Genomic DNA, 13,114 nt, shown 5'->3' with positions numbered 1-13,114 from the left:
TTCTTTTTTGCATTGCCAGTCCTGGCAGGCTTTCCCTCGCCGAGGTCCCCGTGAAATCTGCTGTCGCTCCATCTGCTCAAGACATCCCGCCTACCGCCTTAGATGAGGTGGTGGCACAGCTCAACGAGCAGTTCATCGAAAAAGGCACGCCGATGTTCATGCGCACCGTGCTGGCGCTGTTCTCCGGTGGGTTTGCGACCTTTGCGCTGCTGTATTGCGTGCAGCCGATGATGCCGGCGCTGTCCCACGAGTTTTCCATCAATGCGGCGCAAAGCAGCCTGATCCTATCGGTTGCCACGGCGATGCTTGCCTTGGGATTGCTGATCACCGGGCCGATTTCCGACCGGCTGGGGCGCAAGCCCGTGATGGTGTCCGCGTTGTTCTGTGCCGCGCTGGCGACCATCGCCAGTGGCTTGATGCCGACGTGGGAAGGGATTCTGCTGATGCGCGCGTTGGTGGGTTTGTCACTGAGCGGTCTGGCCGCTGTAGCGATGACCTACCTGAGCGAAGAGATTCACCCGCAACACATCGGCCTGGCCATGGGGCTCTACATTGGCGGCAACGCGATTGGCGGCATGAGCGGGCGCCTGATCATGGGCGTGCTGATCGACTTCGTCAGTTGGCACACCGCCACGCTGATCATCGGCGCCCTGGCGCTGATCGCGGCCACGGTGTTCTGGAAGATCCTCCCCGAGTCGCGCAACTTCCGCGCCAGCAGCCTCAAGCCACGCAACCTGCTGGATGGCTTTGTCATGCACTTCAAGGACGCGGGCCTGCCCTGGTTGTTCCTCGAAGCGTTCCTGCTGATGGGTGCGTTCGTGACGATGTTCAACTACATCGGCTATCGCCTGCTGGCTTCGCCTTACGAATTAAGCCAAGCCCTGGTCGGCCTGCTGTCGCTGGTGTACCTCTCGGGCATCTACAGCTCGGCGAAAATCGGTTCATTGGCTGATCGGCTCGGCCGTCGTCGTGTGTTGTGGGGCACCATCGTGCTGATGCTTTCGGGGATGTTACTGACACTGTTCACCCCGCTATGGCTGGTGGTGCCGGGCATGCTGATCTTTACCTTCGGCTTCTTCGGCGCCCACTCGGTGGCCAGCAGCTGGATCGGACGCCGCGCAGTCAAGGCCAAGGGGCAGGCGTCGTCGCTGTACTTGTTCTGCTACTACGTGGGCTCGAGTATTGCGGGTACGGCGGGTGGGTTCTTCTGGCATTTTGCCGGGTGGAATGGGATTGGTGGGTTTATCGTGGCGCTGTTGATTGGCGCGCTGTTGGTGGCGTTGAAGCTGGCGAAGCTGGCGCCGCTGGGGAATGTATAGGCCTGACGCGATTTGCTGTATGTGGGAGCTGGCTTGCCTGCGATAGCGGTAGTGAATTCACCACCGCTATCGCAGGCACGCCAGCTCCTACATTTGTTTTGTGTACACCCTAATAAAAAGCCCGGCACTGCCGGGCTTTTTCATTACTCGTGGTACTGCGCCGACAGCTCATGCACCGCGCGCAGGAACGCGCCGGCATGTTCCGGGTTCACTTCCGGCGTGATGCCATGGCCGAGGTTGAACACGTGCCCGCTGCCCTTGCCGTAGCTGGCCAGGATGCGGCCGACTTCGGTGCGGATCGCTTCCGGCTTGGCGTAGAGCACGGTGGGGTCCATGTTGCCTTGCAGCGCCACCCGGTTGCCAACGCGGCTGCGCGCGTCACCGAGGTCGCAGGTCCAGTCCAGGCCGAGTGCATCGGCACCGGCGTCGGCGATGCTTTCCAGCCACAGGCCACCGCCTTTGGTGAACATGATCACCGGTACTTTGCGGCCTTCGTGTTCGCGGATCAGGCCGCTGACGATTTTGCGCATGTAGGCCAGGGAGAATTCCTGGTACGCCGCCGACGACAGGTTGCCGCCCCAGGTGTCGAAGATCTGCACCGCTTGCGCGCCGGCCATGATCTGGCCGTTGAGGTAGCTGGTCACCGACTGGGCCAGTTTGTCCAACAGCAGGTGCATGGCTTGTGGGTTGTCATAGAGCATGGCCTTGGTCTTGCGGAAGTCTTTCGACGAGCCGCCTTCGACCATGTAGGTGGCCAGGGTCCATGGGCTGCCGGAGAAGCCAATCAGCGGCACACGGCCATTCAGCTCGCGGCGGATGGTGCTGACGGCGTCCATCACGTAACCGAGGTCTTTGTGCGGATCAGGGATCGGCAGGGCTTCGATGTCGGCCAGGGTGCTGACGACTTTCTTGAAACGCGGGCCTTCGCCGGTTTCAAAGTACAGGCCTTGGCCCATGGCGTCAGGGATGGTGAGGATATCGGAGAAAAGGATGGCCGCGTCCAGTTGTGGGTAGCGGTCCAGCGGCTGCATCGTGACTTCGCAGGCGAACTCCGGGTTCATGCACAAGCTCATGAAGTCGCCGGCATTGGCGCGACTGGCGCGGTATTCCGGCAGGTAGCGACCGGCCTGACGCATCATCCACACGGGCGTGACATCTACGGGTTGCTTGAGCAGGGCACGAAGGAAACGGTCGTTCTTGAGGGCAGTCATGTCGGCATCCGCAAAAAAAGTACGGGCATTTTCTCAGAGCGCGACGCAAAAGGCACGGAGTGAGCCGTGCCTTTTGTCTATCGGGTCAATTTGTCGCGGTGATTGGACCTCGCACTTGAGCCTCTTCGCTGCAATAACTTGAAACTAAGCGTCACATTTGCTCGCACTCTTGCAACGTCGACTTAACAGCAAATTAACTGCTCGTTCCTAGCATCCATGCCTCTTTATGGAGGCATGTCGATGTATAGAGAACTGCGTTTCGCATCAGGTTCACTGGTGTTGGCGATTGCTGTGAGCGGCTGCACTCCGGCAACCGAGCCGCAGGCATCCGCCCCCGTAAAGGTGAGCACCGAAACCCTGCAAGCCAAACCCCTGTCTATCACCAGCGAGCTCAGTGGGCGCATTGCGGCACCACGAACGGCCCAGGTAAACGCTCGGGTAGCTGGGGTGGTGCTCAAAAGTGTGTTCGCGCAAGGCGCTGACGTAAAACAGGGCGACGTGCTGTTCTACATCGACCCGGCGCCGCTCCAAGCTGACTTGGATAGCGCGCTGGCCGGACTCAAAAGGTCTCAAGCCGATGCTTCACGCGCGCGCCAGCAAGAACAGCGCTACCGCCAGTTGATCTCAGGCAATGCGATCAGTGCTCAGGAATATGACAACGCACGGGCGGGCGCACGGCAGGCCGAGGCTGACGTCGCGGCCAATGAGGCCTTGGTACAACGCGCGCGTCTTAATTTGGGTTACGCCACCGTTACCGCGCCCATCTCCGGGCGTATCGGGCGCGCCTTGGTGACCGAAGGCGCCTTGGTCGGCCAGAACGAATCAACCCCGCTGGCGCTGATCCAGCAACTGGACCCGGTCCATGTCGACCTCACGCAATCGACCCGTGAACTCAACGAACTGCGCCGCGCATTCCGCTCCGGCCAGTTGCAGCAATTGAGCCCAGGCCAGGCCAAAGCCACCTTGCTCCAGGACGACGGCAGCGCGTACCCGTTGCCCGGCAAGCTGCTGTTCAGCGACATCGCCGTCGACCCCGGCACCGGCCAGATCATCCTGCGCAGCGAATTTCCCAACCCCGACCTCGATTTGCTGCCCGGCAGCTTTGTGCGTGTGCGGCTGGAGCACGCCATCGACCAACAAGGCATCAGCGTGCCGCAGCGCGCCATCCTGCGTAACAGCGCGGGGTTGCCACAGGTGCTGTTGGTGGATGACCAACTGCGCGTGAGCCTGAAAACCGTGCAACTGGGCGCGGTGCACCAGAACCGGTGGGTCGTCACCGACGGCCTCAGCGCCGGCGACCGCATCGTCGTCGAAGGCCTGCAGCATGCCCGACCAGGCGAGCAGGTCGTGCTCGACAACGCCGCTCTTCCACTCGACCAAGCTATTGGTCAGTCAGCAGGACGCTAGCTTATGCCGCAATTCTTTATCGATCGCCCGGTATTCGCCTGGGTCATTGCGCTGTTTATCGTGCTGGCCGGTGTCCTGGCGATTTCGCAGTTGCCCGTGGCGCAATACCCCAACATTGCACCGCCCAAAATCGAGGTCGTTGCCACCTACCCCGGCGCGTCGGCGCAGGCCATGGACCAAAGTGTCGTCAGCCTGATCGAAGAAGAGCTCAGCGGGGCTGATCACCTGCTGTATTTTGAATCGCGCAGCAGCCAAGGCTCCGCCACGATCACCGCGACCTTCAAACCCGGCACCAACCCTGAGCTGGCGCAGGTCGACGTGCTCAATCGCTTGAAGGTCATCGAGTCGCGCCTGCCGCAAGCGGTGATAGAACAGGGCTTGCGCGTGGAGAAAGTTTCCACGGGTTTCCTGCTGTTCATCTCACTGATCGGCACCAGCGATGACGTCGACAACGTGTCCCTCAGTGATTACCTGGCGCGCAACGTGGTCAATGAGATCAAACGTCTGGACGGCGTCGGCAAGGTGCAGATGTTCGGCGCCGAGCGTGCCATGCGTATTTGGGTCGATCCGCAAAAGCTGATTGCCTTCAACCTGACAGCGGCGGACGTGAATGCCGCGATCATCGCGCAGAACGCCCTGATAGCCGCCGGCAGCCTCGGGGAGCTGCCGGTCGCCGGCAGCCAGGAAATCACTGCGAGCATCCTCGTAGACGGCCAACTGTCGAGCCCTGAAGCATTCGCCGATATTGTGCTGCGTGCCCAGCCCAATGGGGCCAGCGTGCGCATAGGTGATGTCGCCAGGGTCGAGATCGGCAGCCAGGAATACCAGTTCGGTACTCGCCTCAACGGCCAGCCTTCCAGCGAATTGGGCGTGCAACTGACACCCGGCGGCAACGCATTGAGCACTGCGACGCTGGTGCGCGCGAAAATGGATGAGTTGACGCGCTACTTTCCGGCAGACATGAAATACCAGATCGCTTACGACACCTCGCCCTTCGTCAAAGTCTCGATCACCAAAGTGGTTTACACCTTGCTCGAAGCGATGGTGCTGGTGTTTGCCGTGATGTACCTGTTCTTGCAAAACATCCGCTACACATTGATTCCGACATTGGTTGTGCCGGTGGCCCTGATGGGCACCTTTGCACTCATGCAGGTGCTGGGGTTCTCCATCAATGTGCTGACCATGTTCGGCATGGTGCTATCCATCGGCATTCTGGTGGACGACGCCATCGTGGTGGTGGAGAACGTCGAACGCATCATGCTTCAGGAGCGCCTCTCACCCAGGGACGCCACGCGCAAGGCGATGAAACAAATCGGCGGCGCCATCGTCGGCATCACCCTGGTGCTGGTGGCCGTGTTTATTCCGATGGCGTTCATGCAAGGTTCGGTCGGGATCATTTACCAGCAGTTTTCCCTGACCATGGCCACGTCGATTCTGTTCTCGGCGTTCCTTGCCATGACCCTCACACCGGCACTGTGCGCCACGCTACTGAAACCCGTTGCACCGGGTGAGCACAAGGCCCGCGGATTCTTCGCCGGGTTCAACCGCCGATTCGAACAACTGACCGAGCGCTATCAGGGCTGGGTCGCACAGGCCTTAAAACGCAGTGGCCGCTATTTGTTCATCTATGCCGCGCTGCTGATCGTGCTGGTGGTGAGTTTCAATCGTCTGCCCTCCTCGTTTCTTCCAGTCGAAGACATGGGCTATACGATCACCGATATTCAACTGCCTCCCGGGGCGAGCCAAAGCCGCACGATCGAGGTCATCAAGCAGATCGAAGCACACAACGCCACCGAGCCGGGTGTGGACAACAGCACCTTTGTGCTCGGTTTCAGTTTTTCCGGCAGCGGGCAGAATGCCGGGCTGGGTTACACGGTGCTCAAGGATTGGTCGCAGCGGGGCAGCAATGACACGGCGGCCGCGATCGCCGAACGGGCGAACGCGGTGGCCAGCCAAATCAAAGGCGCCGAAGTGTTCGTCGTATTGCCGCCGCCGATTGACGGTCTTGGCACTTCCAGCGGGTTTGAGTTCCGCCTGCAAGACCGTGGCGGCCTTGGGTACGCGACATTGATGCAGGCACGCAGCGATTTGCTGGAGGCCGCTCAAGCCAGCCCGATCCTGATCAATGTGCGCGAAAGCGCGCTGGCCGAAGCGCCCCAGGTAAAACTGGAAGTCGACCGCCGACATGCCAATGCGCTGGGTGTCGCCTTTGCCGATATCGGCAACGTCGTGTCCACCAGCATCGGTTCGGCCTATATCAATGACTTCCCCAATCAGGGCCGCATGCAACGGGTGGTGGTCCAGGCTGAAGGCGAGCAACGCAGGCAGGTCGAGGACTTGCTGAAGATGCACGTACGCAACAACGAGGGACAAATGGTGCCGCTGTCGGCTTTTGTCCAGGCCAATTGGATTAAAGGGCCGGCGCAACTGAACCGCTACAACGGCTACCCGGCGATCAGCATTTCCGGCGAACCGGCGCCCGGATACAGCACCGGCGAAGCCATGGCGGAAATCGAGCGCCTAGTGGCGCAAGGGCCTGCCGGGCTGGGGCAGGAATGGACGGGGCTGTCATTGCAGGAGCGTTTGTCGGGCAACCAGGCGCCGATCCTGTTCGGCTTGTCGCTGCTGGTGGTGTTCCTGTGTCTGGCGGCGCTGTACGAGAGCTGGTCGATCCCGACGTCAGTCCTGCTGGTAGTGCCCCTGGGCGTGCTCGGTGCCGTGCTGGCGGTGACCCTGCGCGAGATGCCCAACGACGTCTTCTTCAAGGTCGGTTTGATCACCATCATTGGCCTGTCGGCGAAAAACGCGATCTTGATCATCGAGTTTGCCAAGAGCCTCTACGACGAGGGCCACGACCTGGTCGACGCCACCCTGCAAGCCGCGCGGCAGCGGTTGCGGCCGATTGTGATGACCTCCATGGCGTTCATCCTTGGCGTGGTGCCCCTGGCCATTGCCACCGGTGCCAGTTCGCAAAGCCAACAGGCCATCGGCACGGGCGTGATCGGCGGGATGATCACCGCGACGTTGGCCGTGGTGTTTGTACCGGTGTTTTTTGTGGAGGTGACGAAGCGAGTAAAAACCCGCCGTCGCTGAAACGCAAAAAGCGGGCTTGTCCGTAAAGAACACGCCCGCTTTTGTGTGTGGCTTAGCCGGGCTTAGACGCCCAGGTAATCCAGGATCCCTTCAGCGGCATTACGCCCTTCGAAGATCGCGGTTACCACCAGGTCAGAACCCCGAACCATATCGCCACCGGCGAAGATTTTCGGGTTGCTGGTCTGGTGCTTGTACTGGCCTTGTTCCGGGGCTACAACACGGCCCTGGCTGTCGGTCTGGATTTCGAACTGCTCGAACCACGGCGCCGGGCTTGGGCGGAAACCGAAGGCGATGACCACGGCGTCAGCCGGGATAATCTCTTCAGAACCCGGGATCGGCTCAGGGCTGCGACGGCCACGGGCGTCCGGCTCGCCGAGACGGGTCTCGACCACCTTCACGCCTTCGACACGGTCTTCACCGACGATGGCGATCGGCTGGCGGTTGTAGAGGAATTTCACGCCTTCTTCCTTGGCGTTCTTCACCTCTTTGCGCGAGCCTGGCATGTTGGCTTCGTCACGACGGTACGCACAGGTCACCGACTTGGCGCCCTGGCGGATCGAGGTGCGGTTGCAGTCCATCGCGGTGTCACCACCGCCGAGCACCACAACCTTCTTGCCTTTCATGTCGACGAAATCTTCCGGCGACTTTTCAAAGCCCAGGTTGCGGTTGACGTTGGCGATCAGAAAGTCGAGCGCGTCGTAAACGCCCGGCAGGTCCTCACCGGCAAAGCCGCCCTTCATGTAGGTGTAGGTGCCCATGCCCATAAACACCGCATCGTATTCGGCGAGCAGTTGCTCCATGGTGATGTCTTTACCGATTTCGGTATTGAGACGGAACTCGATACCCATGCCGGTGAACACTTCGCGACGGTGGCTCAGTACTGTTTTTTCCAGCTTGAACTCGGGGATGCCGAAGGTCAGCAGACCGCCGATTTCCGGGTTCTTATCGAACACCACCGGGGTCACGCCGCCACGCACCAACACGTCGGCGCAGCCCAAGCCCGCCGGGCCTGCTCCAACGATCGCGACACGCTTGCCGGTCGGCTTGACCTTGGACATGTCCGGGCGCCAGCCCATGGCGAACGCGGTGTCGGTGATGTACTTCTCCACCGAACCGATGGTCACCGCGCCGAAGCCGTCGTTAAGGGTGCAAGCACCCTCGCACAGACGATCCTGCGGGCACACCCGGCCGCAGACTTCCGGCAGGGTGTTAGTCTGGTGCGACAGCTCGGCGGCGGCAAGGATGTTGCCCTCAGCCACCAATTTGAGCCAGTTGGGAATGAAGTTGTGCACCGGGCACTTCCATTCGCAATACGGGTTACCGCAACCCAGGCAGCGGTGGGCCTGGTCGGCCGAGTGCTGGGGTTTAAAGGGCTCGTAGATTTCCACGAACTCTTTCTTGCGTTGACGCAACAGTTTCTTCTTCGGATCTTTGCGCCCGACATCGATGAACTGGAAGTCGTTATTCAGACGTTCAGCCATGTTAAAACCTCATCAAACTGTTCAGGCGCATATCACTGCGGGTTGGCACGGATGCTGGAAAGCAACGATTTCAGGTTGGCAGCCTTGGGCTTGACCAGCCAGAAACGACGCAGGTAATCATCGAGGTTTTCAGCGAGGTTACGCCCCCATTCGCTGCCGGTTTCCTCGACGTATTCGTCCAGCACGTGCTGCAAGTGGTTCCGGTAGGATTCCATGGCTTCACCGCTGATCCGCTGGATCTCGACCAACTCGTGGTTGACCTTGTCGACGAAGGTGTTGTCCTGGTCGAGCACGTAGGCGAAACCGCCGGTCATGCCCGAACCGAAGTTGTAACCGGTCTTGCCCAGTACCGCGACAAAGCCCCCGGTCATGTACTCGCAGCAGTGATCGCCAGTGCCTTCCACCACGGTGTGGGCACCGGAGTTACGCACGGCGAAACGCTCACCGGCCGTACCGGCGGCGAACAGCTTGCCGCCGGTGGCACCGTACAAGCAGGTGTTGCCGATGATGGCACTGTCCTGGGTCTTGTAGATGCTGCCTTTAGGCGGAACGATCACCAGCTTGCCGCCGGTCATGCCCTTGCCCACGTAGTCGTTGGCGTCACCTTCCAGGTACATGTGCAGGCCGCCGGCGTTCCACACGCCGAAGCTCTGGCCCGCAGTGCCGTTGAAGCGGAAGGTGATCGGCGCTTTCGCCATGCCTTGGTTGCCGTGCTTGCGCGCGATTTCGCCGGAGATGCGTGCGCCGATGGAGCGGTCGCAGTTGCAGATATCCAAGGCGAATTCGCCACCGCTGGCGTCGTTGATCGAGGCGCTGGCCATCTCGACCATCTTCTCGGCCAGCAAGCCTTTGTCGAACGGCGGGTTGCGCTCCACCTGGCAGAATTGCGGCTTGTCTGCCGGGATGTGATCGCTGCCCAACAGCGGCGTCAGGTCCAGGTGCTGTTGCTTGGCAGTCTGGCCTTCGAGGATTTCCAGCAGATCGGTACGCCCGATCAGCTCTTCCAGCGAGCGCACGCCCAGCTTGGCTAACCACTCACGGGTTTCTTCGGCGACGTAGGTGAAGAAATTCACCACCATGTCGACGGTGCCGATGTAGTGATCCTTACGCAGCTTCTCGTTCTGAGTCGCGACGCCGGTGGCGCAGTTGTTCAGGTGGCAGATGCGCAGGTATTTGCAGCCCAGGGCGATCATTGGCGCGGTGCCGAAGCCGAAGCTTTCGGCGCCGAGGATCGCAGCCTTGATCACGTCGAGGCCGGTTTTCAGGCCGCCGTCAGTTTGTACACGGACTTTGCCGCGCAGGTCGTTGCCGCGCAGGGTCTGGTGAGTTTCAGCCAGGCCCAGTTCCCACGGCGCGCCGGCGTACTTGATGGACGTCAGCGGCGAAGCGCCGGTGCCGCCGTCGTAGCCGGAGATGGTGATCAGGTCGGCATAGGCCTTGGCCACGCCAGCGGCGATGGTGCCCACGCCGGCTTCGGCTACCAGTTTCACCGAGACCAGCGCCTGCGGGTTGACTTGTTTCAAGTCGAAAATCAGCTGCGACAAGTCTTCAATCGAGTAGATGTCGTGGTGCGGCGGCGGCGAAATCAGGGTCACACCCGGCACCGCATAACGCAGCTTGGCGATCAAACCGTTGACCTTGCCGCCTGGCAGCTGGCCGCCTTCACCGGGCTTGGCGCCCTGGGCGACTTTGATCTGCAGCACTTCGGCGTTGACCAGATATTCCGGGGTTACACCGAAACGGCCAGTCGCAACCTGCTTGATTTTCGAGCTCTTGATAGTGCCGTAGCGCGCCGGGTCTTCACCGCCTTCGCCGGAGTTGGAACGCGCACCCAGGCGGTTCATGGCTTCGGCCAGGGCTTCGTGGGCCTCAGGCGACAAGGCGCCGAGGGAAATACCCGCGGAGTCGAAGCGCTTGAGGATCGATTCCAGCGGCTCGATTTCGCTGATGGCCAGCGGCGTGTCCAGGGTTTTCACCTTGAACAGGTCGCGGATCATCGACACCGGGCGGTTATCCACCAGCGCGGTGTATGCCTTGAACTTGGCGTAGTCGCCCTGCTGCACAGCGGCTTGCAGGGTGCTGACCACGTCCGGGTTGTAGGCGTGGTATTCGCCACCGTGCACGAACTTGAGCAGGCCGCCTTGCTGGATCGGCTTGCGCGCGCTCCAGGCTTCGGCGGCCAGGGCTTTCTGTTCGGCTTCGATGTCGACGAAACGCGCACCCTTGATGCGGCTCGGCACGCCACGGAAGCTCAGCTCGCAGACTTCTTCAGACAGGCCGATGGCTTCGAACAATTGAGCGCCGCGATAGGACGTGACGGTGGAGATACCCATCTTCGACAGGATCTTCAACAGGCCCTTGGTGATGCCTTTACGGTAGTTCTTGAACACCTCGTAGAGGTCGCCCAGCACTTCACCGGTACGGATCAGGTCACCGAGCACTTCGTACGCCAGGAACGGATAAACCGCCGAGGCGCCGAAACCGATCAACACCGCAAAGTGATGCGGGTCGCGGGCTGTGGCGGTTTCGACGAGGATGTTGGAGTCGCAACGCAGGCCTTTTTCGGTCAGGCGGTGGTGCACCGCACCGGTCGCCAGGGAAGCGTGGATCGGCAACTTGCCTGGAGCGATATGACGGTCAGTCAGAACGATCTGGGTACGACCGGCACGCACCGCTTCTTCAGCCTGATCGGCGACGTTACGCACAGCGGCTTCAAGGCCGAGGCTCTCGTCGTAGTTCAGGTCGATGATCTGGCGGTCGAAGCCTGGGCGCTCCAGGGTCATCAACGAACGCCACTTGGCTGGCGAGATCACTGGCGAGCTGAGGATCACGCGGGAGGCGTGCTCAGGCGACTCCTGGAAGATGTTGCGCTCGGCACCGAGGCACACTTCCAGCGACATCACGATGGCTTCGCGCAGCGGGTCGATCGGTGGGTTAGTCACCTGGGCGAACTGCTGGCGGAAATAGTCGTATGGCGTGCGCACACGCTGGGACAGCACGGCCATCGGCGTGTCATCGCCCATGGAGCCGACCGCCTCGTAGCCTTGCTCGCCGAGCGGGCGCAGCACTTGGTCGCGCTCTTCGAACGTGACCTGGTACATCTTCATGTACTGCTTGAGTTGGTCGACGTCATAGAAAGCCGAACCGTGGTCGTTGTCTTCCATGGTCGCCTGGATGCGCAGGGCGTTCTTGCGCAGCCATTGCTTGTACGGGTGACGCGACTTCAAGCGGTTGTCGATGGCGTCAGTGTCGAGGATCTGCCCGGTTTCGGTATCCACGGCCAGGATCTGGCCAGGGCCTACACGGCCTTTGGCGATAACGTCTTCAGGCTTGTAGTCCCATACGCCGATTTCCGACGCAAGGGTGATGAAACCGTTGGTGGTGGTGACCCAACGCGCCGGGCGCAGACCGTTACGGTCGAGCAGGCACACCGCGTAGCGGCCGTCGGTCATTACCACGCCGGCCGGGCCGTCCCACGGCTCCATGTGCATCGAGTTGTACTCGTAGAACGCACGCAGGTCCGGGTCCATGGTCTCGACGTTCTGCCACGCTGGCGGAATGATCATGCGCACGCCACGGAACAGGTCAATGCCGCCGGTAACCATCAGCTCGAGCATGTTGTCCATACTGGAGGAGTCGGAGCCCACGCGGTTGACCAGCGGGCCGAGCTCTTCGAGGTCCATCAAGTCGTTGGCGAATTTGGTGCGACGGGCCACAGCCCAGTTGCGGTTGCCGGTGATGGTGTTGATCTCGCCGTTATGGGCGAGGAAGCGGAATGGCTGGGCCAGCGGCCATTTCGGCAGGGTGTTGGTGGAGAAGCGCTGGTGGAACACGCAGATTGCGGTTTGCAGGCGCTCATCGCTCAGGTCTGGATAGAAGGCGGTCAAATCCGCCGGCATCATCAGGCCTTTATAAATGATGGTCTTGTGCGAAAAGCTGCAGATGTAGTGGTCGGTATCCAAGGCGTTGTACACTGACGAACGACGACGCGAGGTAAACAGCTTGATCGCCATGTCCTGGTCGCTCAGGCCACTACCTGCGATGAACACTTGTTCGATCTGCGGCAGGCGCTCCAGGGCCAGGCGGCCGAGCACGCTGGTGTCGATCGGCACTTTGCGCCAGCCGACAAGTTGCAGGCCGGCAGCGAGGATCTCGCGGTTCATGTTCTCGCGAGCGGCTTCGGCTTTGACTGGGTCCTGGTTGAAGAAAACCATGCCCACGGCGTATTGCTTGGGCAGGTCGACCGCAAATTGCTCTTTGGCGACAGCGCGCAGGAACTGGTCGGGCTTTTGAATCAGCAAGCCACAACCGTCACCGGTCTTGCCGTCGGCGTTGATCCCACCGCGGTGGGTCATGCAGGTCAGGGCCTCGATGGCCGTTTGCAAAAGGGTATGACTGGGCTCGCCCTGCATGTGGGCTATCAGGCCGAAACCGCAGTTATCCTTGAATTCATCGGGTTGGTACAGACCTGCTTTCATAGACACTTTCTCACCAGGCTGCCTCTTATACCGAGGCAAATTTCTTTTTAATTCAACCGGTTACCTTCCACGCCGAACGTACGCCGGCTTAGCGGGGGCAAAAGGGAGGTCATTGTACACACCGA

General features: G+C 60.9%; 6 protein-coding genes. 3 read left to right on the top strand and 3 right to left on the bottom strand.

Features of this window, described 5'->3' with window-relative positions:
* Positions 1 to 83 precede the first annotated feature (83 nt).
* Positions 84 to 1,319 (top strand): MFS transporter, encoded by a 1,236-nt coding sequence (locus ACI77I_RS03165; protein ID WP_406979634.1) that lies wholly within the window; start codon positions 84 to 86, stop codon positions 1,317 to 1,319.
* Between the two features lie 143 nt (positions 1,320 to 1,462).
* On the opposite strand, the gene hemE is transcribed toward ACI77I_RS03165, so the two are convergent.
* Positions 1,463 to 2,530, bottom strand: a complete 1,068-nt coding sequence (hemE, locus tag ACI77I_RS03160) for a uroporphyrinogen decarboxylase (protein ID WP_094949284.1) — start codon at positions 2,528 to 2,530, stop codon at positions 1,463 to 1,465.
* Positions 2,531 to 2,764: 234 nt separating this feature from the next.
* Here hemE and ACI77I_RS03155 point away from each other — a divergent pair, with 234 nt between their 5' ends.
* Both ACI77I_RS03155 and ACI77I_RS03150 read left to right on the top strand, forming a co-directional pair.
* Positions 2,765 to 3,937 (top strand): efflux RND transporter periplasmic adaptor subunit, encoded by a 1,173-nt coding sequence (locus ACI77I_RS03155; protein WP_406996949.1) that lies wholly within the window; start codon positions 2,765 to 2,767, stop codon positions 3,935 to 3,937.
* A gap of 3 nt (positions 3,938 to 3,940) precedes the next feature.
* A complete protein-coding gene (locus ACI77I_RS03150; protein ID WP_406996948.1) occupies positions 3,941 to 7,030 on the top strand; it encodes a multidrug efflux RND transporter permease subunit in 3,090 nt (1,029 codons plus the stop codon).
* A 62-nt stretch (positions 7,031 to 7,092) separates the two neighbouring features.
* On the opposite strand, the gene ACI77I_RS03145 is transcribed toward ACI77I_RS03150, so the two are convergent.
* Together ACI77I_RS03145 and gltB are read right to left on the bottom strand one after the other, a co-directional pair.
* Positions 7,093 to 8,511 carry an FAD-dependent oxidoreductase gene (locus tag ACI77I_RS03145; protein WP_094949287.1) on the bottom strand — a complete coding sequence of 473 codons (1,419 nt, stop codon included), beginning with the start codon at positions 8,509 to 8,511 and terminating at the stop codon, positions 7,093 to 7,095.
* Positions 8,512 to 8,543: 32 nt separating this feature from the next.
* The gene (gene gltB / locus ACI77I_RS03140) at positions 8,544 to 12,989 is read right to left on the bottom strand and encodes a glutamate synthase large subunit (protein WP_406996947.1); all 4,446 of its coding nucleotides are present in this window, start codon (positions 12,987 to 12,989) and stop codon (positions 8,544 to 8,546) included.
* Positions 12,990 to 13,114: the final 125 nt, after the last annotated feature.

Origin of the sequence: Pseudomonas sp. D47 (assembly GCF_045447305.1) — a bacterium.
Lineage (GTDB): Bacteria > Pseudomonadota > Gammaproteobacteria > Pseudomonadales > Pseudomonadaceae > Aquipseudomonas.
Note: the sequence above shows the minus strand (reverse complement) of the source record. Positions and strands in the feature narration are given on the sequence as shown.

Bases quoted from the DNA above. Each gene is read 5' to 3' on its own strand.
- hemE (WP_094949284.1), bottom strand. From the start codon at position 2,530: ATGACTGCCCTCAAGAACGACCGTTTCCTTCGTGCCCTGCTCAAGCAA.
- ACI77I_RS03145 (WP_094949287.1), bottom strand. From the start codon at position 8,511: ATGGCTGAACGTCTGAATAACGACTTCCAGTTCATCGATGTCGGGCGC.
- ACI77I_RS03150 (WP_406996948.1), top strand. From the start codon at position 3,941: ATGCCGCAATTCTTTATCGATCGCCCGGTATTCGCCTGGGTCATTGCG.
- ACI77I_RS03155 (WP_406996949.1), top strand. From the start codon at position 2,765: ATGTCGATGTATAGAGAACTGCGTTTCGCATCAGGTTCACTGGTGTTG.
- gltB (WP_406996947.1), bottom strand. From the start codon at position 12,989: ATGAAAGCAGGTCTGTACCAACCCGATGAATTCAAGGATAACTGCGGT.